General features: G+C 67.9%; 19 protein-coding genes. 7 read left to right on the top strand and 12 right to left on the bottom strand.

All coding sequences use genetic code 11. The features are described 5' to 3' along the window. Positions 1 to 43 precede the first annotated feature (43 nt). From T8K17_RS20475 to T8K17_RS20465, 3 genes are all read left to right on the top strand, one after another. Positions 44 to 823, top strand: coding sequence for an SDR family oxidoreductase (locus tag T8K17_RS20475; protein ID WP_322331583.1), 780 nt, complete (start codon positions 44 to 46; stop codon positions 821 to 823). Between the two features lie 142 nt (positions 824 to 965). Continuing rightward, entirely contained in the window at positions 966 to 3269 is a 2304-nt protein-coding gene (locus T8K17_RS20470) for an RNA degradosome polyphosphate kinase (RefSeq protein ID WP_416153137.1), read from the top strand. 117 nt (positions 3270 to 3386) lie between these two features. Further along, the gene (locus T8K17_RS20465; protein WP_322331582.1) at positions 3387 to 4820 is read left to right on the top strand and encodes a Ppx/GppA family phosphatase; all 1434 of its coding nucleotides are present in this window, start codon (positions 3387 to 3389) and stop codon (positions 4818 to 4820) included. Between the two features lie 7 nt (positions 4821 to 4827). Here the strand turns inward: T8K17_RS20465 and rnd are convergent, their stop codons facing one another. After that, a complete protein-coding gene (gene rnd, locus T8K17_RS20460) occupies positions 4828 to 5988 on the bottom strand; it encodes a ribonuclease D (protein WP_322331581.1) in 1161 nt (386 codons plus the stop codon). Between the two features lie 206 nt (positions 5989 to 6194). Here rnd and T8K17_RS20455 point away from each other — a divergent pair, with 206 nt between their 5' ends. Continuing rightward, entirely contained in the window at positions 6195 to 7106 is a 912-nt protein-coding gene (locus T8K17_RS20455) for an SPOR domain-containing protein (protein ID WP_322331580.1), read from the top strand. Between the two features lie 107 nt (positions 7107 to 7213). Here the strand turns inward: T8K17_RS20455 and T8K17_RS20450 are convergent, their stop codons facing one another. Continuing rightward, a complete protein-coding gene (locus T8K17_RS20450) occupies positions 7214 to 7939 on the bottom strand; it encodes a GGDEF domain-containing protein (protein ID WP_322331579.1) in 726 nt (241 codons plus the stop codon). Positions 7940 to 8149: 210 nt separating this feature from the next. Here T8K17_RS20450 and T8K17_RS20445 point away from each other — a divergent pair, with 210 nt between their 5' ends. Continuing rightward, positions 8150 to 9007 (top strand): EipB family protein, encoded by an 858-nt coding sequence (locus T8K17_RS20445; protein ID WP_322331578.1) that lies wholly within the window; start codon positions 8150 to 8152, stop codon positions 9005 to 9007. A 19-nt stretch (positions 9008 to 9026) separates the two neighbouring features. On the opposite strand, the gene T8K17_RS20440 is transcribed toward T8K17_RS20445, so the two are convergent. After that, positions 9027 to 10340, bottom strand: a complete 1314-nt coding sequence (locus tag T8K17_RS20440) for a DNA polymerase IV (protein ID WP_322331577.1) — start codon at positions 10338 to 10340, stop codon at positions 9027 to 9029. A gap of 7 nt (positions 10341 to 10347) precedes the next feature. After that, a complete protein-coding gene (locus T8K17_RS20435) occupies positions 10348 to 11331 on the bottom strand; it encodes an ROK family protein (protein WP_322331576.1) in 984 nt (327 codons plus the stop codon). Between the two features lie 108 nt (positions 11332 to 11439). Between T8K17_RS20435 and T8K17_RS20430 the strand changes: the two genes are divergently transcribed. Together T8K17_RS20430 and T8K17_RS20425 are read left to right on the top strand one after the other, a co-directional pair. Beyond that, on the top strand, positions 11440 to 11853 hold the full coding sequence (locus T8K17_RS20430; protein WP_322331575.1) for a response regulator: 414 nt from the start codon (positions 11440 to 11442) through the stop codon (positions 11851 to 11853). 4 nt (positions 11854 to 11857) lie between these two features. Further along, positions 11858 to 13264 carry a PleD family two-component system response regulator gene (locus tag T8K17_RS20425; protein ID WP_322331574.1) on the top strand — a complete coding sequence of 469 codons (1407 nt, stop codon included), beginning with the start codon at positions 11858 to 11860 and terminating at the stop codon, positions 13262 to 13264. Between the two features lie 107 nt (positions 13265 to 13371). Here the strand turns inward: T8K17_RS20425 and rpmG are convergent, their stop codons facing one another. The 8 genes from rpmG to T8K17_RS20385 all read right to left on the bottom strand — a co-directional run bounded on the left by rpmG (position 13372) and on the right by T8K17_RS20385 (position 24616). Beyond that, entirely contained in the window at positions 13372 to 13539 is a 168-nt protein-coding gene (gene rpmG / locus T8K17_RS20420) for a 50S ribosomal protein L33 (protein WP_028792559.1), read from the bottom strand. Positions 13540 to 13604: 65 nt separating this feature from the next. After that, entirely contained in the window at positions 13605 to 15215 is a 1611-nt protein-coding gene (locus T8K17_RS20415) for a S41 family peptidase (RefSeq protein ID WP_322331573.1), read from the bottom strand. A 119-nt stretch (positions 15216 to 15334) separates the two neighbouring features. Continuing rightward, complete coding sequence (rnr, locus tag T8K17_RS20410) at positions 15335 to 17581, bottom strand: ribonuclease R (protein ID WP_322331572.1); 2247 nt, start codon at positions 17579 to 17581, stop codon at positions 15335 to 15337. Beyond that, a complete protein-coding gene (gene topA, locus T8K17_RS20405; protein WP_322331571.1) occupies positions 17578 to 20337 on the bottom strand; it encodes a type I DNA topoisomerase in 2760 nt (919 codons plus the stop codon). The genes rnr and topA overlap by 4 nt, the downstream gene beginning before the upstream one ends. A 60-nt stretch (positions 20338 to 20397) precedes the next feature. Next, positions 20398 to 21567 carry a DNA-processing protein DprA gene (gene dprA, locus T8K17_RS20400; protein ID WP_322331570.1) on the bottom strand — a complete coding sequence of 390 codons (1170 nt, stop codon included), beginning with the start codon at positions 21565 to 21567 and terminating at the stop codon, positions 20398 to 20400. A 109-nt stretch (positions 21568 to 21676) separates the two neighbouring features. Then, positions 21677 to 22294: a glycerol-3-phosphate 1-O-acyltransferase PlsY gene (plsY, locus tag T8K17_RS20395; protein ID WP_322331569.1), complete on the bottom strand. Its 618-nt coding sequence runs from the start codon at positions 22292 to 22294 to the stop codon at positions 21677 to 21679. Further along, entirely contained in the window at positions 22287 to 23621 is a 1335-nt protein-coding gene (locus T8K17_RS20390) for a dihydroorotase (protein ID WP_322331568.1), read from the bottom strand. The genes plsY and T8K17_RS20390 overlap by 8 nt, the downstream gene beginning before the upstream one ends. Next, on the bottom strand, positions 23618 to 24616 hold the full coding sequence (locus tag T8K17_RS20385) for an aspartate carbamoyltransferase catalytic subunit (RefSeq protein ID WP_322331567.1): 999 nt from the start codon (positions 24614 to 24616) through the stop codon (positions 23618 to 23620). Before T8K17_RS20385 ends, T8K17_RS20390 begins: the two co-directional genes overlap by 4 nt. Between the last annotated feature and the right edge of the window lie 36 nt (positions 24617 to 24652).

The raw sequence follows: 24652 nt of genomic DNA, 5'->3' as shown, positions 1-24652 counted from the left end.
GTAACGCCAACGGGCGGGCCGAACAGGAGAGGAGACTTAACGTATGGATCTGGGAATCAAGGGCCGCAAGGCGATCGTCTGCGCCGCCAGCAAGGGGCTGGGCAAGGCCTGCGCCATGAATCTGGCCGAGGCCGGGGTGGACCTGGTCATCAACTCCCGCACCCAGGAGACCCTGGAGGCGACGGCGGAGGAGATCCGCAAGGCGACCGGCGCCAATGTCGTGGCCGTGGCCTGCGACATCACCACGCCGGAAGGCCGCAAGCAGGTGCTGGATGCCGCGGGCGACGTGGACATCCTGGTGAACAACGCCGGCGGCCCGCCACCGGGCAACTTCCGCGACTGGGAGATCGAGGACTGGCAGAAGGCGGTGAACGCCAACATGCTGACCCCGATCGAGCTGATCAAGGCGACCGTCGACGGCATGATCGACCGCAAGTTCGGCCGCATCGTCAACATCACCTCCGCGGCCGTGAAGGCGCCGATCTCCTATCTCGGCCTGTCGAACGGTGCGCGTGCCGGCCTGACCGGCTTCGTCGCCGGCATCGCCCGCGAGACCGTGCGCCACAACGTGACGATCAACGGCCTGCTGCCGGGTCCGTTCGCCACCGACCGTCTGCACGGCAACCTGCGTCTGCAGGCCGAGAAGGCGGGTCGCAGCTTCGAGGACTACGCTGCCGAACAGGCGTCGAAGAACCCGGCCGGCCGCTTCGGCGAGCCCGACGAGTTCGGCGCCACCTGCGCCTTCATGTGCAGCGTTCACGCCGGCTTCATGACCGGTCAGAACATCCTGCTCGATGGCGGCGGGTACCCGGGCACTCTCTAAGGAGCAAATCACGATCAGATGGAGACATCTGGTCGTGTGAATTTGCTCTATACTCGACGAATTAGGGGACGATTCACGGTTCAGATCGAGTCGATCTGAACCGGTCGTGCTCTAACCGCAATCCGGAAAGCCGTCCGGTGTCATGCTCCTGTCACACGGGACGCGTACACGGGACGGCAGACTGTCCCGGAGGGCGGGCGGACAAGCGAGGAGAGCGTACGTGAGCGAGCAGGCCAGCCAGAGCGAGAGGCCCCGTCGTCCGACGTCGAAACGCGCCTCGGGCACCGCCAAGAGCCCGTCCACCGTCAAACAGGCGGCCGACGAGACGCCGGCGATCACGATCGGCAGCCCCGACCGGCTGATCAACCGCGAGCTCTCCTGGCTGTCCTTCAACACCCGGGTGATGGAGGAATCCCTCAACCCGCGCAATCCGCTGCTGGAGCGGCTGCGCTTCGTCGCCATTTCCGCCTCCAACCTGGACGAATTCTACATGGTCCGCGTTGCCGGCCTGAAGGGCATGGTCAACGCGGACATCACCTCGGCCAGCGACGACGGGCTGAGCCCGGCGCAGCAGCTTGCGGAGATCACCCGCGAGGTCGCCATCCTGATGAGCGACCAGCAGACCTGCATGAAGCGGCTGCGCGAGGAGCTGAAGGCGGCCGATTTCCACCTGGTCGACATCCCGGAACTCACCGCCCAGGACCGCGACTTCCTGCGGGCCCATTACAGCGAGCATGTCTTCCCGGTCCTGACGCCGCTGGCGATCGATCCGGCGCATCCGTTCCCGTTCATCCCCAACAAGGGCCTCTGCCTCGCCCTGACCCTGCGCGGCACCGCCGGGGCGTCCGACATGCAGGGGCTGGTCCCGCTGCCGTCCCAGGTCGGCCGCTTCGTCCGCCTGCCGGGCGACACCATCCGCTTCATCGCCATCGAGCAGGCGATCCTGCTGAACGTGGACCGGCTGTTCCCGAAATACGAAGTCACCGGACAGGGCGTCTTCCGGGTCATCCGCGACAGCGAGATGGAGATCGACGAGGAGGCCGAGGATCTGGTGCTCTCGTTCGAGACGGCGCTGAAGGCCCGGCGGCGCGGCAACGTGATCCGGCTCGCGGTCGACCTCGCCATGCCCGAAGAGCTGAAGGCGATGGTCATCAGCGAGCTGAACGTGGCCGAGGAGGATGTCTTCGCCCTGGAGGCGATGGTCGGGCTGGCGGACCTGTCGCAGCTCATCACCGCCGAGCGGCCGGACCTGCTGTGGCCGCCGTTCAACGCCCGCTTCCCGGAGCGGATCCGCGATTTCGCCGGCGACTGCTTCGCCGCGATCCGGGCCAAGGACATCGTCGTTCATCACCCCTACGAGAGCTTCGACGTCGTCGTCCAGTTCCTGCGCCAGGCGGCCTCCGACCCGTCGGTCATCGCCATCAAGCAGACCCTGTACCGCACGTCCAAGGACAGCCCGATCGTCAAGGCGCTGATCGAGGCGGCCGAGGCCGGCAAGACCGTCACCGCCATGGTCGAGATCAAGGCCCGGTTCGACGAGGAGGCCAATATCCGCCTCTCGCGCGATCTGGAGCGGGCAGGGGTGCAGGTGGTCTACGGCTTCGTCCACCTGAAGACCCACGCCAAGGTCTCGCTGGTGGTGCGGCGCGAGGGCAATTCCCTGCGGAACTACGTGCATTTCGGGACCGGCAACTACCATCCGATCACGGCGAAGATCTACACCGACCTGTCGTTCTTCACCTGCGATCCGGCCCTGTGCCGGGATGCGGCGCGGATGTTCAACTACATGACCGGCTATGCCCTGCCGGAGGAGATGGAGAAGCTGGCGATCTCGCCGCTGACCCTCCACAAGACGATCATCGACGGTATCAAGCAGGAGATCGACCATGCCCAGGCCGGTCGGCCGGCGGCGATCTGGGCCAAGATGAACAGCCTGGTCGACCCGATCCTGATCGACGAGCTGTACAAGGCGAGCCAGGCCGGGGTGCAGATCGACCTGGTGATCCGCGGTATCTGCTGCCTGCGGCCGGGGGTGAAGGGCCTGTCGGAAAACATCCGGGTGCGCTCCATCGTCGGGCGGTTCCTGGAGCATTCGCGGATCGTGGTGTTCGGCAGCGGGTCGAAGTTGCCGTCGGACGACGCGAAGGTGTACATCTCCTCCGCCGACTGGATGCCCCGCAACCTGTACCGACGGGTGGAGCATCTGGTCCCGATCGAGAACCCGACCGTCCACCGGCAGATCCTGGATCAGATCATGGTCGCCAACCTGAAGGACCAGACCAACAGCTGGATCCTGCGCAGCACCGGGCGGTTCGAGCGGATCGCCGCCGGCGAAGAGGATTTCTCGGCGCATACCTATTTCATGACGAACCCGAGCCTGTCCGGACGGGGCAGCGCGCTGCGGCGCGGCGGTGGTCCGAGGACCATCGGCGGATCGTCCTCCTGAGCCCTAGGCGCGAGCGGAACACTGACTACCGAGACTTCCGACACAAGATCGAAGCGGGCACGGCGCGACCATCGCATCGGCGTCCTCGATATCGGCTCCAACTCGATCCGTCTGGTCGTGTACGACCACGAGGGGCTCTCACCGGTGCCGGTGTTCAACGAGAAGGCCCTGTGCGGGCTGGGCCGCGGCCTGGACGAGACGGGGGCGCTGTCGGCGGAAGCCATGGCGTCGGCCCTGACCAACCTGCAGCGCTTCGCCGCCATTGCCGGGGCCATGCGGGTGGGCTGGGTCGATGTGCTGGCCACCTCGGCCGTGCGCGACGCCTCCAACGGTCCTGAGTTCGTCGCCGAGATCGAGCGGCGCACCGGCTACACGGTACGGATCATCGGCGGCGACGAGGAGGCGCGGCTCTCCGCCCTCGGCGTGGTCAGCGGCTTTCCCGACGCCAACGGCGTCGTCGGCGATCTCGGCGGCGGCAGCCTGGAACTGATCGACGTGGCCGACCAGCAGCTCGGCGCCCACACCACGATGCCGGTCGGCCCGCTGCGGATCGGCGAAGTGGAGCCGGGCAAGCGCCGCAAGATGGAGGCGCTGGTCGACGGCTATCTCGACGGCGCCCCTTGGATCGCCAACCTGGAGGGACGCACCCTCTACGCCGTGGGCGGCGCCTGGCGCAGCGTGGCCAAGGCGCATATGGCGGCGACCAACTATCCGATCGAGGTCATCCACGGCTACACCATCGACCGGGCGACCCTGACCGCCTTCCTGTCGAGTCTCTTCGGCAGCACCAAGAAATCGATCCGGGCGACGCCGGGCGTTTCGCGCCGGCGCGCCGACACCATGGCGACCGCCGCCCTGGTCCTTCAGCGGGTGCTGATGCGGGGCAAGCCGGACCGGGTGGTGTTCTCCGCCTTCGGGCTGCGCGAGGGCTGCATCTTCGACCGGCTGTCGTCGGAGGAGCGCCACGAGGACCCGCTGCTGGTGGCCGCCGTCTCCATCGCGCGCGAGACCAACCGTTTCGCACCGCCGGCGGAGACCGTGTTCAACTGGCTGAAACCGCTGTTCGGGGAGTTCGCCCGACGCGACGAACGTCTGGTGCGGGCGCTGTGCATGCTGAGCGACATGGCGTGGGCGGAGCACCCGTCCTATCGCGGCGAGCATGCCTTCCTGCGGATCTCACGCCTGCCGGTGGCCGGTCTCGACCATGCCGACCGGGTGTTCCTCGGCCTCGGCATGCTGGCCCGCTACAGCGGCCACGTGCAGATCGAGGCGGCCACGAAGGTGGAAGGGCTGCTGGATCCGCAGCGCCGGCTGCTGGCGGTTCAGGTGGGGCTGGCGCTGCGCCTCGGACTGACCCTGTCGGGCGGGGCGACGGCGCTGCTGCGCCGCACGCGGATCGAGGGGAGGGACGACGGTTTCGCCCTGACCTTCGCCCCCGAGGCGGTCGTGCTCATGGGCGAGGTGGTCGAGCGCCGGGTTCAGTCCCTGTCGGAATCCCTGCAGCGACCGATCGTGCTCAGCGTCCGCCCAGCGCGCAACGGCAAGCGCTGACCGGCTTCTACTCGGGAACCTCGATCAGGGCCAGGCGGTCCTTCTCCGGATCGAAGGCGAAGGCCAGCTTGCCGTGTTTGACCGCGAGCGCGGCATCGCCGAACACCTCGCGCCGCCAGCCCTTCATGGCCGGGACGTCGGCATTGTCGTCGGCGGCGATGGCGTCCAGGTCGTCGGCGCTGGCGACCAGCTTCGGCGCCACGTCATGGGCATCGCACTGCACCTTCAGGAGCACCCGCAGCAGTTCGGCCACCGGCTGACGGCCCTGGGGCTTGTCGCGCTGGTCGGAGACCTTGGGCCATGTTTCCTTCGGCGACTCCAGCGCGGACTGAACGGCCTCGAGGATCGCCCGGCCGGTCTTGCCGTTCGCCGATTCCCGGTTGAACGACCGCGAGCGCGACAGCTCGTCGGCCGAGGTCGGCGCCTGGGCGGCGATGTCGACCAGGGCGTCGTCGCGCAGGACGCGGCTGCGGGGGATGTCGCGGGACTGCGCCTCAACCTCGCGCCACGCGGACAGCGCCCGCAGCACGGCGAGGAATTTCGGCTTGGTGGAGCGGGTCTTCAGCCGCTTCCAGGATTCTTCCGGCTCGGTGACGTAGGTGGCGACGTCGGTCAGGACCGCCATCTCCTCGTCCAGCCATTCCGAGCGCTTGGTCTTGGCCAGCCGCTTCGCCAGGCGCTCGTAGCAGGGGCGCAGATGGATCACGTCCGCCAGCGCGTAGTCGATCTGGTGCTGCGACAGTGGCCTGTGGCTCCAGTCGGTGAAGCGCGAGGTCTTGTCGATGTTCGCGCCGGTGATCGCCCGGACCAGCCGGTCGTAGCTGACCGCGTCGCCGAACCCGCAGACCATGGCGGCGATCTGGGTGTCGAACATCGGCGCCGGCACCTGGCCGGTCATGTGCACGAAGATCTCGATGTCCTGGCGCGCCGCGTGGAAAACCTTCAGCACGTTGGGATTGGCCATCAGCTCGAACAGCGGCGTCAGGTCGATATCCGGGGCAAGGGTATCCACCGCGACCACATCCTCCTTGCCGGCGAGCTGCACCAGGCAGAGTCGGGAGTAGTAGGTCTTGTCGCGCAGAAATTCGGTGTCGATCGCAACGTAAGGCTCGTCCGCGATTCGCTGGCAAACGGCGGCGAGGGTTTCCGTGTCCGTGACGAGTGTCATGGCCGGTGGTAATACACGAGCCTTCCGGCGGCGCAAGAGTGCGCGGGATCCGGCGCCGAATCAGCACCGCGTTCGGACGCCGTTTCGACCCTTCGAGAGGAGGGCGCGATTCACAAACAATTTGACATAAACTACGACTGTTGCGCCGGTCGCTGCGATAAGTGAAGATTCGCACATTAAGCGCCTGGTGGGACGGGGGAAATCTCATGAAACGTATGATCGCGGTCGCCGCGATGCCATTGATTCTCGGCGGATGTCTGCCGATTCCGGTGACGATCGCGTCGACGGCGATCTCCGGCATCAGCTACATGCAGACCGGCAAATTTTCCGCCGATCACGTCCTTTCCGCCTTCGCCGAGCAGGATTGCGAGCTGACGCGGCCGCTCACCGGCGAGGCCATGTGCCAGGCGCTCGACCCCGAAAGTGCCGCCGCCGGCGAACGCGTGGTCGTCGCCGCCTATCCCGGCGACCGCGACAGCGGCAGCTTCCGCTCCAACAACGATCCGGAAATCAGCCTCGGCGCGATGAAGGTCGAGGACCGCGAGGAGCCGGTCCTGGTGGCGGCCGCGCTGTCTTTCTCCCCGCCGTTCCGCGCTCCGATCGAGACCCCGGGTCTCGTCTCCACCGACAAGCCGGTTCTGGCGGCCCCGAAGGCGATGGCCGGCGCGATGCCGCCGGTGCCGATCGCCCGCCCGGTGCTGGTCGCCCGCAGCATCGAGACCCCGGTCGCGGCCACCCTGGTTAGCACCGTATCGGTTTCGGCGCCGATCGAGCCCTGGACCCCGCCCGCCAACTACGTCCGTGGCCATCGGAGCGAGCGGGCGATGCCCGTCGCCGCGACGACCCAGGCTCCCGCCGGCGAGCAGCGTTATGTGGTGATCGGCTCCGTTCGCGACACCGGCCGGGCCGTGAGTCTGGCCGAGCGGTTTGCCGACAGGAATGCGGAGATTCGACCGGTCGATGTGGACGGTCAGATCTGGCATCGCGTCCTGGTCGGTCCCTACGGGCTGCGCGACGCGCAGCAGGCCAAGGCGGATCTGGGCATCGTCGACGGCCATCAGCCCTGGATCATCCGGCTCGCCCCGCGCGGCGAGGGCGATCAGGTGGCGATGCGCTGAGACGCCTCCGCGTCGACCTGGAGAGATTTCGGATCTGGCAAGGGCGGCTCTCGGCAGCCCTTTTCCGTTTTTCGCCGGCGGCCTGGTTCCGGGCCTCGGTCCCGGTCTCAGGCGCGGCGCTCGGCCTTGCGCCGGTACATGATCTCATCGGCGCGGTTCAGCACTTCGGCCGGCCGGTCCTGCGGCCGAAAGCTGACCGCGCCGACACTGGCGGAGACCGGCAGAACCAGCTCCCCCCAGCTCAGTCTCGTTGCATTCAGGCGCTTCTCCAGGCGCTTCGCCCGGGCCAGCCCGTCCGCGGCGTCCAGATCCGGCATCAGCACCGCGAACTCGTCGCCGCCCAGGCGGGAGACGGTATCGCTGGCCCGCACGTCGCGGGTCAGGACGCCGGCCACCAGCCGCAGCAGCTCGTCGCCGGCGGCATGGCCGTAGGTGTCGTTGACCGCCTTGAAGCGGTCCAGATCGATCATCAGCACAACGCCGCCGCCATTGTCTTCGCTGTCCTGGCTGTGGCGCTTCTGCTGGGCCATGGATTTGCGGAGCTGCATGTCGAAGCCGCGGCGGTTCATGACACCGGTCAGCTCGTCGGTGACCGAGAGATTTTCCAGCTCCGCGATGCGGGCCTGTTGACGCTCGATGCGCTTCTGCGCCTCGGTCATGGCTACGAGGGCCAGTTTCAGGGCGGCCGTCGTTTCCGACGGGCTCAGCTCCTCGGCATCGTTGGCCGGGTCCAGCGCGCCATTGAAACGGGCGAGCATACCCGCCACTTCGGCGTACATGCGGGCACTCGGTCCATCCAGCGGCGCGGTCATCAGGCTCGGATCGTGTGACATGGGTCACCTCACACATTGGTTACCCCATGCCATGCATCCGCCGTGCCACATGCGGCGTTTCTGTCAGTCGCGTAAGGTCATGAAAGCCTTTACTAATTTCTGGAAGGGCGCCGGGGAGATCCTGCATTGGGAAAAACTTGCCGATGCGGACGGACGGACAGGGGCCATTTTTCCGCCCTGTTCGCCATGTCATAGTCGGCGGAGAGTATGATGAAGGAGTGGCTTATGTTGGACCGAGCCCGCGCCGCGGCTGTTCTTGCGGTTGCCGTGTTGGGCGTTTCGGCGCTCGCACCCCACGCGACGGCGGGTCCCGCGACTGCCGTTCCGACGGCGGCCGTCGAGATCCTGCCGCACCGTGCGCTGTATAAGGTGACGCTCGACAAGGCGTCGTCCTCCTCCTCGATCGTCGACGTGCAGGGCCGCATGGGCTTCGAATGGCGTGACGCCTGCGACGGCTGGGCCGTCGAGCAGCGCTACGCCATGGAGTTCTCGCGGGCGGACGGCGACGGCTCGGTGATTCAGTCGACCTATTCGACCTGGGAATCCAAGGACGGCGACGTGTACCGCTTCTTCGTGAAGCGCGACCGGGGCGGCGGCGAGGAACGGATCGAGGGCAAGGCGGTGATGCCGCTGCCCCTGGGCTCCGGTCCGGGCAAGGTTACCTTCGCCGAGCCGGAGCAGCAGGAGCTTAAGCTGCCCAAGGACACCCTGTTCCCGACCGAGCACACGATCCGGATGATCCAGGCGGCGACCTCCGGCAAACGGTTCCTGCGGGCGCCGGTGTTCGACGGCGGCGAGCCTGAGGCGCCGTCGCTGATCTCCGCCGTGCTGGGCAAGGGTCGGACCGACAAACTGCCGTCGATCAAGGCCGAAGCCGCGCAGGGTGTCTACTATCCGTCGCGGCTGGCCTGGTTCGGTCCGGACAGCGAAGGATCCGAGCCGGATTTCGAGATGAGCATCGACGTCCTGGCCAACGGGATCGCCCGCTCGATCCTGGTGCATTACTCGGATTTTTCGGTCCGCATGAGCCTGGAAGAGGTCGAGGCGCTGCCGCCACCGGCCTGCTGACCGGCCGGACCTCCGAGCCTCAGAACTCCTCGCCCTCCGGCATCTTGTCGGAGGGTTGCTGACGGATTTTCTGCGCCTTCAGGCCGATGCCCTTGGTGATGGCCGCGGTGCCCAGCTTGGCGCGAACCGCGTCCATGGCGCTCTCCACCTTGCGCCGGGTCTCGAAACCCGGATCTGCCAGGTCGGCCGGATCGGCCAGCCGTTCGCCTTCAAGCTCGCTCACCCCCACGCCAATGAGCCGGAACCGCCGCCCGTCCGCCTGCTTGGCGAGCAGCGCGTCGGCCGTGCGGTAGATGCGGTCGGCCATCTGGGTCGGCGCCATCAGGTGCTGTTGCCGGGTCAGGATCTTGAAATCGGTCGTCTTCAGCTTGAGGGTGACCACGCCGCCGGCGATCGCCTTGCGCTTCAGCCGTCCCGACACTTCCTCGCTCAGCCGCCAGAGATAGGGCCGCAGCACCTCCACGTCGGAGATGTCGGTGTCGAAGGTGGTCTCGTTGGAGACGCTCTTCACCACCGACCCGGGCTCGATCCGGCGGTCGTCGCGGCCGTGGGAGAAGCGGGCGAGCCGCTGGCCTATGCTGCCGTAGCGGCGCATAAGCTCGGTTTCCTCGAAGGGCTGCAGATCGCCGATGGTGCGGATGCCGTCGGCGATCAGCTTGCGCTGCAGGGTCTTGCCCACGCCCCACAGGATGGACACCGACTGCTCGGCAAGAAAGCCGACGGCCTCGGTCCGGCCGATCACGTGAAAGCCGCGCGGCTTGTCCAGGTCGGAGGCGACCTTGGCGAGGAACTTGTTGTAGCTGAGGCCTATGGAGACGGTGACGTGGATGGTGTCCTCCACCCGCTTGGCCAGACGGGCAAGGGTTTCGGCCGGCGGCGCGCGGTGCAGGCGTTCGGTGCCGCTCAGGTCCATGAACGCCTCGTCGATCGACAGCGGTTCGACCTGCGGGGTGATGGCCCGCATCATCTCGCGGATTTCGCCGCCGACCGCCGCATATTTCTTCATGTCGGGCTTGATGACCACCGCATGGGGACAGGCGTCCAGCGCCTTGAACATTGGCATGGCCGAGCGGACGCCGTAGATCCGCGCCACGTAGCAGGCGGCGGAGACCACGCCCCGGTGCCGGCCGCCGACGATCACCGGCTTGTCGTGCAGGGACGGGTCGTCGCGCTTCTCGACGCTGGCGTAGAAGGCGTCGCAGTCCAGATGGGCGATGCTCAGCGTGCGCAGCTCCGGATGCGACAGAACCCGAGGCGAGCCGCAGGCGGGGCAGCGCCCCGGCGTGCCGGGGCTCCACACGAAGCATTCCCGGCACAGGGTCTCGACCGCCATGGCGGGGTCACTCCGCTCCGTGCAGGAAGGTGGCGGCGGCACGTCCCTGCCGCTCCGGCGGCCAGAGCCAGGCGGCGCCACGCACGCCGCTGCTGTCGCCATGGAGCGGCGGCACGATGCGGGTGTCGAGCCGGTCGGTGAAGACATGGGCCGGCAGGAGCTGCGGCAGGCGGGTGTAGAGCATCTCCACCCGGGAGAGGCCGCCGCCGAGGACGATGACGTCCGGATCCAGGATGTTGATGACGCCGGCGAGCCCGCGCGCCAGGCGGTCGGCGTAGCGTTCCATATAGGCGGCGGCCGTCGGGTCCCCGGCCTCGGCCGCCTCGGCGATCTGCGCGGCGGTGAGCGCCGGTCCGCCGGACTCCGCATAGCGCGCAGCCATGCCGGGGCCGGAGAGGAACGTCTCCACGCAGCCCCGGCGGTCGCAGTAGCAGGCCGGCCCCGGCCGCTCGTCGTCCTGCGGGGCGGGCAGGGGATTGTGGCCCCATTCGCCGGTGACCCCCATTGGGCCGTCGATCGCCTGCCCGTCGATCACCAGGCCGCCGCCGACCCCCGTGCCCAGAATCACGCCGAAGACGATGCCGGCGCCCCGCGCCGCGCCGTCCACCGCCTCCGAGACGGCGAAGCAGTTCGCGTCGTTCTGCACCCGCACCGGGCGATCCAGGCTCTCCGACAGGTCGCGATCGAGGGGCTTGCCGTTCAGCCAGGTGGAATTGGCATTCTTCACCACGCCGCTGGCCCGCGACAGGGAGCCGGGAATGCCGACTCCGACGCTGCCCTGGAGCCCGAGCTCCGATTCCAGGGAGCGAACCAGATCCGCGGCGCCCCGGACGGTGCCCGCGTAGTCGCCCTTGGTCGTCGCGACTCGGCGCCGCAGCAGTTCTCGGCCGTCCTCGTCGAGGGCGATCGCCTCCGTTTTGGTGCCGCCGAGATCGACGCCGATGCGCAGGCGGTTCAAGATCGGCTTTTGGTGCAAAGCTGCGTCATCCATGGTAAGCCCGTGTGTGATGGAATCGGGTCGAAGGGCTTGGTATTATCTCTATCCGGCTCAACTAATCGGGTCGAGTGTATCCCAGAACGGATCAAGGTGGATGAGGGTATGACCTCGGTCGAGACACAGAACGGAACCTCGGAACCGGCACCGTCTGCGGCAAAAACAGTCCTCATCGTCGAGGACAACGAGCTCAATATGAAGCTCTTCCATGACCTCCTGGAGGCTCATGGCTACGACATCATCTGCACGCGCGATGGGATGGACGCCCTGCGTCTGGCGCGCGACAAGCGCCCGGACCTGATCCTCATGGACATCCAGTTGCCGGAAGTCTCCGGGCTGGAGGTGACCAAATGGATCAAGGAGGACGATCGCCTCAAGTCGATTCCGGTGATCGCCGTGACCGCGTTCGCGATGAAGGGTGACGAGGAGAAGATCCGGGAAGGCGGGTGCGAGGCTTACATCGCCAAGCCGATTTCGGTCGGGCACTTCCTGGATACCGTGAAAAAGTTCCTGGGATAGCGCGATGCCGGGCCGCGTCCTCGTCGTCGACGATGTGCTGCCGAACGTCAAGCTGCTCGAAGCAAAGCTGACGGCGGAGTATTTCGACGTCCTCTCCGCCTATAACGGCCCGGAAGCGCTCGAGATGATCGAGCGCGAGATCCCCGATATCGTGCTGCTCGACGTCATGATGCCGGGCATGGACGGGTTCGAGGTGTGCCGCCGGATCAAGGCCGATCCGCGCACCACCCACCTGCCGGTCGTCATGGTCACCGCCCTGTCCGACGTGTCGGACCGGGTGCGCGGGATCGAGGCTGGTGCCGACGACTTTCTGACCAAGCCGGTAGTGGATGCCGCCCTGTTCGCGCGGGTGCGCTCCCTGCTGCGTCTGAAGATGATGATGGACGAGTGGCGCCTGCGGGTGGAGACCTCGTCCCAGCTCGGGATGCAGGAGCCCCGGGCGATGACGGAGATCGACGTCACCCAGGCCCGGGTCCTCGCCATCGAGGACAACCGCATCGACGCGATGAACCTGCGCGAGAGCCTAGCGGTCGACGGCGACACGGTGGAGCAGGCGGCGGACGGCGCAACCGGCTTCGCCCGCGCCTCTGCCGGCGAGTTCGACCTGGTGATCTGCAGCCTCAACCTGGCCGCCGACGACGCCCTGCGGCTGGTCTCCCAGTTCCGCGCGGCGGAGGCGACGCGCCATATCCCGATCCTGATGGTCGGCGAGGAGGACCAGACCGAGAAACTCGCCAAGGCGCTGGATCTCGGGGTCAACGACTACCTGATGAAGCCGATCGACCGGAACGAGATGCTGGCGCGCGTGCGCACGCAGATCCGCCGGCGGCGCCACCAGGAGCGGATGCGCGAGACCTATGAGCAGAGCCTCGCCCTGGCGCTCACAGACAGCCTCACCGGCCTCTACAACCGCCGCTACCTGCTGACCCACCTGGGGCGGCTGATGAGCGACACGGCGGAGCGGCAGAAGCCCCTGGCGCTGCTGGTCATCGACGTCGACTACTTCAAGCAGGTGAACGACACCTACGGCCACGGGGTCGGCGACCGGGTGCTGCAGCACATCACCGAACTGATGCGCAGCAGCGTGCGCAACGTCGATCTCGTCTCCCGCCTCGGCGGCGAGGAATTCGTGGTTGTGATGCCCGATACGCCGGAGCATTTCGCCATGATCGTGGCCGAACGGCTGCGGGACGTGATCGGCTCGACGCCGATGCGCCTGGAGGACGGCCGCGAACTCGGGGTCACTATCAGCATCGGCTGCGCCCTGCGGAGAGCCGAAGGCGAAGACAGCATCGACAAGCTCATCGGCCGAGCCGACGACGCGCTGTATCAGGCGAAGCGCCAGGGTCGCAATCTCGTCGTCCTGGCCAAGGACGAGCCCGCAGCGGGCAACATCACCGCCGCCAAATAAGGCCCCCGTACCGGCCCGAAGAGACCGGATCAGCCAGCAAACCGTCCCGGCAAAACAAAAGGGCCGCCCACCGGGCGACCCTCGGGGTCGTCAGCCAGAGGCCGAGATCACTTGATCTTGGCTTCCTTGAACAGGACGTGCTTGCGCGCGACCGGATCGTACTTGCGCAGCTCCAGCTTCTCGGTCTTGGTGCGCGGGTTCTTCTTGGTCACGTAGAAGTACCCAGTCTCGGCGGTGCTGACCATCTTGATCAGAACGGTCGCGGGCTTCGCCATCTCTCATCTCCTTCGCCTTAGCGGAGGCCGCAAAATAGCTACGGCGCCGCACATGTCAAGCGTGCTTAGTTCGGATCCTTCGGCCGCTCGCCGAGCGCCACGCGGGACGCATGGAAAGCGAGCTGGAACAGTTTGCGGTCGGACAGCAGGCGCACGGCCAGCCGGGTGTCGCTGTCGGTGGTCGACGGCGGATGGTCGGCATGGCACCAGCCGAGCAATTTCTGCCGTTCCGTCTCGTCCATCCGGGTGACGTAGAGCCGCTTCTGCATCGTCTCGCTCAGCCGCAATTCGCCCGACTCGAGGGCGGCCGCGCTGACTTCCGGATCGTCGCCGTAGTCGGGCGTGCAGATCGACGGGAACACGCCGAAATCCGACAGCGCATAGCCCGACGGGGCGTGCATCCGCGCCCAGGTGAGAATCAGCTCGCTGGAGATCGGCGGAATATCGATCACCCGCTGCACGGTCCCCTTTCCGTAGGAGCGGGCGCCGATCACCAGGGCCCGGCCGGAATCCTGCAGGGCGGCGGCCACGACCTCGGCGGCGGAGGCGGAGCCGCTGTCGATCAGCACCGCGATCGGCGCCAGGGTGGCGGTGGTGCGGTATTCGGCGTCGTAGCGGTGGCGCGACATGCTGTGCCGGCCCTGGGTCTCCAGGATGATGCCGTGATCGACGAACAGATCGGCGACCTCGACCGCCTCGTCCAGGGTGCCGCCCCGATTCTGGCGCAGATCCAGGATGATCCCGGGCAGATCGTCGCCCAGCGCGGCCTTGGCCTCGAGCAGGGCCTGGGACAGGGCGTGGGCGGTATCGCTGTTGAAGCCGCTCACCTTGAAATAGGCCATGCCGCCGACGGCGGCATAGCTCACCGTATCCTCGATCACCCGTTGGCGCAGGATCTCGAACGTCCGCTCCTCGGTGCCGCGGGCGATGCGGATCGCCACGGTCGTGCCGATGGTGCCGCGCAGCAGGTTGGCGGTCGCCTCCATATCCTTGTCGGTCACCGAGTGGCCGGCGACGGAGACGAAGCGGTCGCCGGGCAGCAGCCCGGCCGTCGATGCCGGCGAGCCGTGGAACACCGAGGCGACGATCACCGACCCGTTGGCCTCGCCGATGGTCACGCCGATCCCGGTATAGCCCTTGCGCGCGGCCCGACCGGCGCGGGTTTCCGCGGCGTTGTGGTAGCGCGAGAACCGGTCGAGCTTGCCGGCGATGGCGTCGAAGGCGACTTCGTAGAGCCGGTCGGCGGTCGTCTCCGAAAGGACGAGCGAGCGCTGGCGGGCCGCCTCCAAGGCGGCGGCGGTCAGCCGGGCCCATTTGGTCGGATTATCGTCGCCCGGAACGGTGAATTTCGCGAAGGGGGTTCCGGTCTCGGTGACGATCAGCGAGTCGCCCCGGCGCACGAAGTCGATCGCCGGATCGAGCGCGGCCACACCATCCAGCGCCGCCAGCGCCAGGGACTGGGTCGGCACCGGCTCGACATACAGGTCGGCGATGCCTTCGTAGCCGATGGAGAAGGCTTCGGCGCCGGTATCCATGGCGAAGGACGTCGGTCCGGGGGATTCCGGCCGCGAGCCCGTGCACGAGCCGAGCAGCAACAGCGCGACCCCGGCGACGGCGATGCGGGGAGCAGCGGAAACGAAGGCGGTGAGCGGCGAGAACCGACGGGGGTTAAGCATTCACGGGCACTCGACATTACGCGTGGAAGCAGAAAACCACGATAGGTCCACAATGGTCCAATTCCAGGGCTGAATCAATCGCCGCCACCGGCAGGCCGGGACGGCGTTTCCGGCATGGCTCAGCGCCGTTTGCGGCCCTTGGGCGGCTTGCCGCGGGCCTGCGGGCGGCGTTTTGGACCGCCGTGGCGCCGGCCGCCGCGCGGGGCCGTGCCCTGCTCGCCGCCGGACACGATCTCGACGACGATTCCCCCGGAGGCCGCATCGGCATCCACCAGCCGCACCTCGACTCGGTCGCCCAGGCGGAAAATCCAGCCATGCGAGCGCCCGGTGAGCGTGTGGTGCACGTCGTCGTGGTCGTAATAATCGTCCGGCAGGGAGCGGATCGGCACCAGCCCGTCTGCCCCGGTCTCGTCCAGGGTGACGAAAACGCCGAACTTGGTCACGCCGTTGATCCGGCCGGGGAAGATCCCGCCGACCCGGTCCGACAGATGGCGGGCGAGGTAGCGGTCCATGGTGGTGCGCTCGGCCACGGCGGCGCGGCGCTCGGTCATGGAGATGTGCTCGCCCCATTCCTGGAACTCGCTGTCGTCGTCCGGCCGCAGCCCGTCCTCGCCGAATTTCAGGCCGCGAATCAGCGCGCGGTGCACCAGCAGATCCGAATAGCGTCGGATCGGCGAGGTGAAATGGGCGTATTTGGTCAGCGCCAGGCCGAAGTGGCCCAGATTCTCGGGGGCGTAGACCGCCTGGGACTGGGAACGCAGGACCAGCTCGTTGACCATGCGCTCGTGCGGCTCGCCCTTCACCTTGGCGAGAACGCCGTTGAACGCCTTCGGCCGGATCACCTGACCCTTGGCGAAGGCGATGCCGAGTCCCTCCAACACCTCGGACAGGGCGGCGACCTTCTCCGGATCGGGGGTCTCGTGCACCCGGTACATGCAGGGCTGGCGGCGGTCCTCCAGGGTCTCGGCGGCGCAGACATTGGCCAGCACCATGAACTCCTCGATCAGCATATGGGCGTCGAGGCGCTCGCGGATGCCGATTTCGGTGATGTTGCCGGCCTCGTCGAGGATGACCTTCTTCTCGGGCAGCTCGATATCGAGGGCGCCGCGTTCCGTGCGCGCCTTGCGCAGGGCGGCGAAGGCGCCGTAGAGCGGCTCGAGCACGCCGTCGGGGATCCCCTCGGCGCTGCCGCCGTCGCGGGCCTGCTGGACCTGGCGATAGGTGAGGCGGGCCCGGGAGCGCATCAGCCCCCGCATGAAGGCATGACGGCGCTTATTGCCCTCGGAATCGATGACGATCTCGACGGCCATGCAGGCGCGGTCCTCGTCGGGACGCAGGGAGCACAGGCCGTTGGACAGGGCCTCGGGCAGCATCGGCACGACCCGGTCGGGGAAATAGACCGAGTTGCCGCGCTTCAGCGCCTCGCGGTCCAGCGGATCGCCGGGCCGCACGTAATGGGCCACGTCGGCGATGGCCACCAGCAGGCGGTAGCCGCCCGGGTTCGCCGGATCCTCGTCCGCCTCGGCGAAGACCGCGTCGTCGAAGTCGCGGGCGTCGATGCCGTCGATGGTGACCAGGGGGATGGCGCGCAGGTCGGTGCGCTTGCCGAGCGCCACCGGCTTGGCCTTCTCCGCCAGCTCGACCGCCGCCTCGGGAAAGACGTCGGGGATTTCCTGCTCATGGATGGCGATCCGGCTGAAGGAGCGCGGATCGGCGGCCCCGGCGAAGCGCTCGATCACCCGGCCGAGCGGCATGCCGAGCCGGCTTTTGGGCATGATCTCCACGGTCACCAGGTCGCCGGTGACCGCTTCCTTCTCGTCGCCCCGGGGGATCCGGATCTCCGATTTCGCCTTCTTGTCGGTCGGTCGGACCCGGCCGCCATCGGCGGTCTTCTCGAACACGCCGAAGGTACGCGCGGCGGTGCGGCCCAAGCGGCGGATCACCCGGGCGATGTAGAAGCTCTCGCCGGCGCGCTCCAGGCGGCACAGGGCGCGGTCGCCGGAGCCCATGGGGCCGGAGCGGCGGTCGGGCAGGATATGGATGCGCGGGGCCGGCTCCTCGGCCTCGCGGCCGACGGCGCGGGCCATGACCTCGCCGTCCTTGTCGGTGCCGGTGACTTCCAGCACCGTCACTTCCGGCAGGGCGCCCGGCGGCGCGACCTTGCGCTTGCGCCCCATATCGAGGTCGCCGGCGTCGGCCATCTCCTTGAGCAGGCCGCGCAGCTCGGCGCGCAGGGGGCCCTTCACGTCGAAGGCGCGGGCGATCTCGCGACGGCCGACGGGGGTGGGACTGTCCTCGACGAAGGCGAGGATCTGCTCACGGGTGGGAAGCTGGGCGGGGGGACGGGCCACGTCGCGGTCGCTCAACTTCCCGTGGTTCCGGCGGTGTCCCCGTCACCCGCCTTCTTGGATTTCGCCGCCGTCTTCTTGGCGGGCGCCTTCTTGGCCGAGGCCTTCTTCTTCGGCGCGGCCTTCTTCGCCGCCGGCTTGCCGCCGTCCGCCTTGGCGTCGTCCGCCTTGGCGTCGGCCTTCTTCGCGGTCGACTTCTTTGCCGGGGTCTTCTTGCCCGAGGCCTTCTTCGGCGCGCCCTTGCCGCTCTTCTCCGCCTTGGCGTTCAGCAGCTCGATCGCCCGTTCCAGGGTGATGTCGTCCATCTCCTCGCCCTTGGGCAGGGTGGCGCGCAGGGAGCCGTGCTGGGCATAGGGGCCGTAGCGGCCGGCCTGGACCGTCACCGGCTTGCCGTCCACCGGGTGGTCGCCCAGGGGGCGGCCCGGCTTCTTCTTCGAGCCCTTCTCGGCGAGAATCTGCACCGCGTGGTTCAGGCCGATGGTCAGGACCGTGTCGTCGCCGGGCAGGCTGACATAGCTGCCGGCATATTTGAGGTACGGACCGAAGCGGCCGATCCCGGCCTCGATCATGTCCTTGGTCTCCGGATGCTCGCCCACCGGACGGGGCAGGGAGAGCAGGGCGAGGCCCTTCTGGAGGTCGATATCGGCCGGCGACACCTGTTTGGGCAGGGAAGCGCGCTTGGGCTTCTCCTTGGAGCCTTCCTCCGGCTCGCCGAGCTGGACATAGACGCCGTAGGGCCCCTTCTTCAGGCTCACGTCCTTGCCGGTGACCGGATCCTGGCCGAGCACCCGGGGCAGGGCGCCGCCCTCGCTCTCGCCGTCGACCGGGCGGCCGCCGGCGGCCTCGCCGAGCTGGCGGGTGAACTTGCATTCCGGATAGTTCGAGCAGCCGATGAAAGCGCCGAACTTGCCGAGCCGCAGGGACAGCTTACCGGCGCCGCAGCCCGGGCATTCCCGGGCCGGCTGGCCGTCCTCGCCCTTGGGAAAGAAGTGGTCGGCCAATTCGGCGTCGAGCTTCTCGATCACGTCGCCGATGGACAGGTCCTTGGTTCCGTCGACCGATCCCTTGAACGCCGACCAGAAGTCGCGCAGCACCTGGCGCCAGTCGATCTGCCCGTCCGACACGTTGTCGAGCTGGGTCTCCAGATCGGCGGTGAAGTTGTACTGGACGTAGCGCTCGAAGAAACTGGACAGGAAGGTGGTAACCAGACGGCCACGGTCTTCCGGAATGAACCGGCGGCGGTCCAGGCGCACGTATTCGCGGTCCTGCAGCACCTGCAGGATGCTGGCATAGGTGGAGGGCCGGCCGATGCCGAGCTCTTCCATCCGCTTCACCAGGCTCGCTTCCGAATAGCGCGGCGGCGGCTGGGTGAAGTGCTGTTCCGGGGTGACCTCCTGGCGCGAGACGGCGTCGCCGTCGGCCACGGCGGGGAGGATCTTGTCGTTCTCGTCGTCGCTCAGTTCCGCGCCGTCGCTGTCGTCGCGGTCTTCGCGGTACAGCTTCAGGAAGCCGTCGAAGGCGATGACCGAGCCGGTCGCCCGCAGCACGCTGCGTCCGCCCTTGTCGGTCACGTCAATGGTGGTCTGGTCGAGTTCCGCGCTGGCCATCTGGCTGGCCACGGCGCGCTTCCAGATCAGCGAGTAGAGCTTCCACTGGTCGGCGTCGAGGCGCGAGCGCAGCGCTTCCGGCGACCGGTTCACATCGGTCGGACGGATCGCCTCGTGCGCCTCCTGGGCGTTCTTCGCCTTTGTGCTGTAGACCCGCGGGGTGTTCGGCAGGTAGCGGTCGCCGTATTCGCCGCCGATCGACCGGCGGATTTGGGTGATCGCCTCCGGCGACATCTGCACGCCGTCGGTTCGCATATAGGTGATGAGACCGGTGGTCTCGCCGCCGATATCCACGCCCTCGTAGAGCCGCTGGGCGAGCTGCATGGTGCGGGTGGCGCCGAATCCGAGTTTGCGGGACGCCTCCTGCTGCAGGGTCGAGGTGGTGAAGGGCGGGGCCGGGTTGCGCTTGACCCGCTTCTTCTCCACCGAGCCAATGGAGAAGTCGCCGGCCTCGATGGCGGCCACGGCGGCCTTGGCCTGGGCCTCGGACTTGATGTCGAGACGGTCGAGCTTCTGGCCGTCCAGATGAGTCAGCCGGGCGGTGAAGGTCTTGCGTTCCTGGGTGCGGAATACCGCTTCCACCGACCAGTATTCCTGGGCGACGAAGCGCTCTATCTCCGACTCGCGCTCGCAGATCAGCCGCAGGGCGACGGACTGCACACGGCCCGCGGAGCGGGCGCCCGGCAGCTTGCGCCACAGGACCGGCGACAGGGTGAAGCCGACCAGATAGTCCAGGGCCCGGCGCGCCAGATAGGCATCGACCAGATCCTGGTCCAGCTCGCGCGGATGCGCCATGGCGTCGAGCACGGCGTCCTTGGTGATGGCGTTGAAGGCCACGCGCTTGACGTCGATGTCCTTGAGGACCTTGCGCTCGGCCAGGACGTTGCGGATGTGCCAGCTGATCGCCTCGCCTTCGCGGTCCGGGTCAGTCGCCAGGATGAGCTGTTCGGCGCCCTTCACGGCGTCGGCGATCGCCTTGACCTGCTTCTCGGACCGCTGGTCGGTCTGCCATAGCATCTGGAAGTCCTGGTCCGGATCGACGGATCCGTCCTTCGGAGGCAGGTCCCGGATATGGCCATAACTCGCCAGCACGTGATAGTCGCTGCCGAGATATTTGTTGATAGTCTTGGCCTTGGCCGGGGACTCGACGACAACGACTTTGGTCATACGTACCGTTCGCTTTCCCAGGGTCCGGCCTGGTCTGCCGCCGGCAGAATGGCCAGGCGGTCAGGCCGGAACGTCCATTCGTCGCGACACCTGGTTTCCAGGATGACGGTCGATGAGGCCGGCAAGTTCCGCCTCCAGAAGCACCGTCGCGACGATCGGAGCCGACAATTGGCACCCGCGGATCAGTTCGTCAACCGCGACCGGTTCGGAGCTGAGGGCGTCCAGCACCGTTGCCCGCACCCTGTCATCGAGCTCTAGGGCGGGCGGATCAAGGGCTTCACCGCCATAGGAGCCCTCCCAATCCCGGCCTTGGGGTTCGCCCAATTTTCTCTGGGGCATTCCGTCGAGAACCCGCAGCACGTCGTCGGCGGACTCGACAAGAAAGGCCGCCCCCTCCTTGATCAGGCCGTTGGTGCCGCCGCAGCGCGGGTCGAGCGGCGAGCCGGGAACGGCGAAGACCTCGCGGCCCTGGTCCAGCGCCCGCCGGGCAGTGATCAGCGAGCCGGACCGGTTCGCCGCCTCGACCACCAGCACGCCGAGACTGAGTCCGGCGATGATGCGGTTGCGCGACGGGAAATGCCGGGCCTGGGGCGTGGTGCCGACCGGCTGCTCGGCGACGATCGCCCCCGCCTCGGCGATCCGATGGAACAGGTCGGTGTGTTCGGGTGGATAGATCACGTCGATCCCGCCGGCCACCACCGCCACCGTGCCGCTCTCCAGGGATCCTTCATGGGCGGCGGCGTCGATCCCGCGGGCGAGGCCGGAGACCACGGTGTACCCGCCGCGGCCGATCTCCCGCGACAGGACCGAGGCCAGCTTGCGGCCGTTCATGGACGCGTTGCGGGCGCCGACCACCGCCACCGCGCGTTGGGCCAGGACATGCGGGTGGCCGATCAGCGAGAAGGCCCCGGGCGCGTCCTCGACGGCCGCCAGGGCCGGCGGATAGGCCGCGTCGCCATAGACGATCAGCGTGGCCCCGACCCTGGCATTGTCCTCGACCTCGCGACCGGCGCTGGCCACGGACGGGACCCGCAGCGGAGTCCGGCGGCCGCCCCGCCGGGCCAGATCGGGCAAGGCGGCGATCGCCCGCTCGGCACTACCGTAGCGTTCCAGAAGCTGGCGGAAGGTGATCGGCCCGACATTCTCGGTGCGGATCAGTCGCAGGCGATCGATCCGCTCCCGCTCGGAGAGGTTGGCGGGCGAAGGGCGATGGGCGGTATCGGGCGGCATCGGCCGGCTCCCAGGCGATGACAGGCGCGGGAGCTATGGAAGGGCGGGGGCCGAAAATTTCCGTTTCGTATGCGAAATAACCAACCGAAGTGAAACCGCCTTTACGGTTTCACTTCTTGCCGAAGCTAATCTTGCTTTCTTCGCCCTTGATCAGGCGGCGGATGTTCTGGTGATGGCGCAGCCAAATGATCGCGGCGATCACGCCGCCGGCAATGCCGAATTCGACTCCCTTCAGGTGCCAGGCAAGGAACGGGGCAACGGCCATCGCGACCAGTGCTGCGGCCGAGGAATAGCGGAACACGAAGGCGATCGCCAGCCACAGGCCGCAGACGATCACGCCCACATTCGGCACCAGGGCGAGCCAGACGCCGATGGCGGTGGCCACACCCTTGCCGCCTTTGAATTTCAGCCAGACCGGGAAGCAGTGTCCGAGCACGGCGCCGATGGCGGCGAGCAGGGCGAAGTCGGTTCCGAACTGCCAGCCGACCGCGACCGCCAGGATGCCCTTGCCGCCGTCGAGCAGCAGGGTGGCGGCGGCAAGACCCTTGCGGCCGGTGCGCAGGACGTTGGTGGCCCCGATGTTACGGGAGCCGATCGCCCGGATATCGCCCAGCCCGGCCATGCGGGTGAGCACCAGCCCGAACGGGATGGAGCCCACCAGATAGGCGAGGAGGAAGCCGGCATAGAGCGGCCACGTGGTCTCGAGGGGTCCGAACGGATCAGGCATCGACGAAAACCTTGCGTCGTGTTGGAGGCGGCACTTCAGCCTCTACATCAAATACGGTCGTTCCGCGATAGACCGTGCGCCAGACGCGGCCCTCCACGGGCCGGCCGTCGAACGGGGTGTTGCGGGATTTGGACGCGAAACGCTCCGGCTCGATCTTGCCGGCCCGGTTCAGGTCGAAGATGACCAGATCCGCGTCGCCGCCGACCGCCAGGGTGCCGTAGGGCAGGCCGAGGATGCGCGCCGGCGCCACCGTGAGCCGGTGCAGCAGGTCCAGCAGGCTCATCGCCTCGGTATGCACCAGCTCCAGGCTGATCGGCAGCAGCGTCTCCAGCCCGACCCCGCCCGGCAGCGCCTGGGAGAACGGGACGCGCTTGCTGTCCTGGTCGTGCGGGGAATGGTCGCTGGCGATCGCGTCGATCGTGCCGTCCGCCAGGCCGGCCACCACCGCCAGCCGGTCCTGCTCGCTGCGCAGCGGCGGCGAGAGCCGGGCGAAGGTCCGGTAGTCGATCACCGCGCCTTCGTTCAGCGCGAAATAGGGCGGGGCGGTGTCGCAGGTCACCGGCAGGCCGCGCTTCTTGGCCTGGCGGATCGCGTCGATGGCGGCCCCGGTGGAGAGGTGGGCGGCGTGGTAGCTGCCGCCGGTGAGCTCCACCAGCCGCAGGTCGCGCTCGACCATCATCACCTCGGCAACAGCCGGGATGCCGGCGAGCCCCAGGCGGGTCGCCGTCTCGCCCTCGTTGGCCGAGCCCTCGCGGGCCAGGGCCGGGTCTTCGGGGTGCTGGACGATGGTTCGCTTGAAGATGCTGGCATAGGACAGCGCCCGGCGCATGACGAGGGCGTCTGCGATGGCGTGCTCGCCGTCGGTGAAGGCGACCGCCCCGCTGTCGGCCAGCATGCCGAACTCGGTCATCTCCTCGCCGCGCAGTCCCTTGGTGGCGGCGGCATAGGGATGGACGTTGGCGAGCCCGACCTCGAGCGCCCGGCGCTCCACGAATTCCAGCAGCGACACGTCGTCGATGATCGGATTGGTGTTCGGCAGGGTGGCGAAGGTGGTCACGCCGCCGGCGACCGCCGCCTTCTGGGCCGAGGCCAGGGTCTCCATATGCTCGTCGCCCGGCTCGCGGACCTGCACGCGCATGTCGACCAGACCCGGCGCCAGGCAGCGGCCGGCGCAGTCGATCACCTCGGCATCGGCCTGGATGGCGTCGACGAAGACCTGCGGGCCCACCTCGGCGATCTTGCCGTCGCGCACCAGCAGCGCGCCCCTGGCGTCGAGCCCGCTTGCCGGATCCAGCAGGCGGGCATTCTTGAACAGCGTGGCCCTCATTGGTTCTTCGCCCAGGGTTCGGTCTGGTTGGTGACGAGGATGTCGAGGATCGCCATGCGCACGGCCACGCCCATCTCCACCTGCTCGCGGATCAGCGAGCGGTCGATGTCGTCGGCCACCAGGCTGTCGATCTCCACCCCGCGGTTCATCGGGCCCGGATGCATGATCAGCGCGTCCGGCTTGGCCGCCTGGAGCTTGTCCACGTCGAGGCCGAAATACCGGAAATACTCGCGTACCGACGGCACGAAGGAGCCGCGCATCCGCTCGGTCTGGAGCCGCAGCATCATGACGATGTCGCAGCCGGCGATGCCGCGCTCCATGTCGTGATGGATCTCCACGCCCATCCGCTCGATGCCGCTGGGCAGCAGGGTCGGCGGGGCGACGAGACGGACACGGGCGCCCATGATCGACAGCAGGTGGATGTTGGAGCGGGCGACACGGCTATGGGCGACGTCGCCGCAGATCGCGACCTCCAGCCCCTCCAGCCGACCCTTGCGCCGCCGGATCGTCAGCGCGTCGAGCAGCGCCTGGGTCGGGTGCTCGTGGCTGCCGTCGCCGGCATTGATCACCGAGCAGTTCACCTTCTCCGAGAGGAGCTGCACCGCGCCGGACTCGGAGTGGCGGACCACCAGGGCATCCGGGTGCATGGCGTTCAGCGTCATCGCCGTGTCGATCAGGCTCTCGCCTTTCTTGATCGACGAGGTCCCGACGGACATGTTGATCACGTCGCCGCCGAGCCGCTTTCCGGCCAGCTCGAAGCTGGTGCGGGTTCGGGTGGAGTTCTCGAAGAACAGGTTGATCACCGTGCGGCCACGCAGGCTGGAACCCTTCTTGTCCAGCTGGCGGTTCTGGTCAACGAAGCGCTCCGACCGGTCGAGCAGATAGTCGATATCCGGTCGGGTCAGCCCCTCGATGCCGAGCAGGTGACGGTGGGGGTACGCGCGGCCGTCATCATCGGATGCGGGCGTTGCGAGCTGGGAAAGGGCGTCGGTCATTAAAGGGGCTGTATATGCCTCGTTGCCCCGCGGGGC

Origin of the sequence: Thalassobaculum sp. OXR-137, from assembly GCF_034377285.1 — a bacterium.
Taxonomy (GTDB): Bacteria; Pseudomonadota; Alphaproteobacteria; order Thalassobaculales; family Thalassobaculaceae; genus Thalassobaculum.
Note: the sequence above shows the minus strand (reverse complement) of the source record. Positions and strands in the feature narration are given on the sequence as shown.

Bases quoted from the DNA above. Each gene is read 5' to 3' on its own strand.
- T8K17_RS20455 (WP_322331580.1), top strand. From the start codon at position 6,195: ATGAAACGTATGATCGCGGTCGCCGCGATGCCATTGATTCTCGGCGGA.
- T8K17_RS20475 (WP_322331583.1), top strand. From the start codon at position 44: ATGGATCTGGGAATCAAGGGCCGCAAGGCGATCGTCTGCGCCGCCAGC.
- rnd (WP_322331581.1), bottom strand. From the start codon at position 5,988: ATGACACTCGTCACGGACACGGAAACCCTCGCCGCCGTTTGCCAGCGA.
- rpmG (WP_028792559.1), bottom strand. From the start codon at position 13,539: ATGGCGAAGCCCGCGACCGTTCTGATCAAGATGGTCAGCACCGCCGAG.
- T8K17_RS20425 (WP_322331574.1), top strand. From the start codon at position 11,858: ATGCCGGGCCGCGTCCTCGTCGTCGACGATGTGCTGCCGAACGTCAAG.
- T8K17_RS20440 (WP_322331577.1), bottom strand. From the start codon at position 10,340: ATGGCGGTCGAGACCCTGTGCCGGGAATGCTTCGTGTGGAGCCCCGGC.
- T8K17_RS20470 (WP_416153137.1), top strand. From the start codon at position 966: ATGCTCCTGTCACACGGGACGCGTACACGGGACGGCAGACTGTCCCGG.
- plsY (WP_322331569.1), bottom strand. From the start codon at position 22,294: ATGCCTGATCCGTTCGGACCCCTCGAGACCACGTGGCCGCTCTATGCC.
- dprA (WP_322331570.1), bottom strand. From the start codon at position 21,567: ATGCCGCCCGATACCGCCCATCGCCCTTCGCCCGCCAACCTCTCCGAG.
- T8K17_RS20390 (WP_322331568.1), bottom strand. From the start codon at position 23,621: ATGAGGGCCACGCTGTTCAAGAATGCCCGCCTGCTGGATCCGGCAAGC.
- T8K17_RS20385 (WP_322331567.1), bottom strand. From the start codon at position 24,616: ATGACCGACGCCCTTTCCCAGCTCGCAACGCCCGCATCCGATGATGAC.
- topA (WP_322331571.1), bottom strand. From the start codon at position 20,337: ATGACCAAAGTCGTTGTCGTCGAGTCCCCGGCCAAGGCCAAGACTATC.
- T8K17_RS20430 (WP_322331575.1), top strand. From the start codon at position 11,440: ATGACCTCGGTCGAGACACAGAACGGAACCTCGGAACCGGCACCGTCT.
- T8K17_RS20450 (WP_322331579.1), bottom strand. From the start codon at position 7,939: ATGTCACACGATCCGAGCCTGATGACCGCGCCGCTGGATGGACCGAGT.
- T8K17_RS20445 (WP_322331578.1), top strand. From the start codon at position 8,150: ATGAAGGAGTGGCTTATGTTGGACCGAGCCCGCGCCGCGGCTGTTCTT.
- T8K17_RS20435 (WP_322331576.1), bottom strand. From the start codon at position 11,331: ATGGATGACGCAGCTTTGCACCAAAAGCCGATCTTGAACCGCCTGCGC.
- T8K17_RS20415 (WP_322331573.1), bottom strand. From the start codon at position 15,215: ATGCTTAACCCCCGTCGGTTCTCGCCGCTCACCGCCTTCGTTTCCGCT.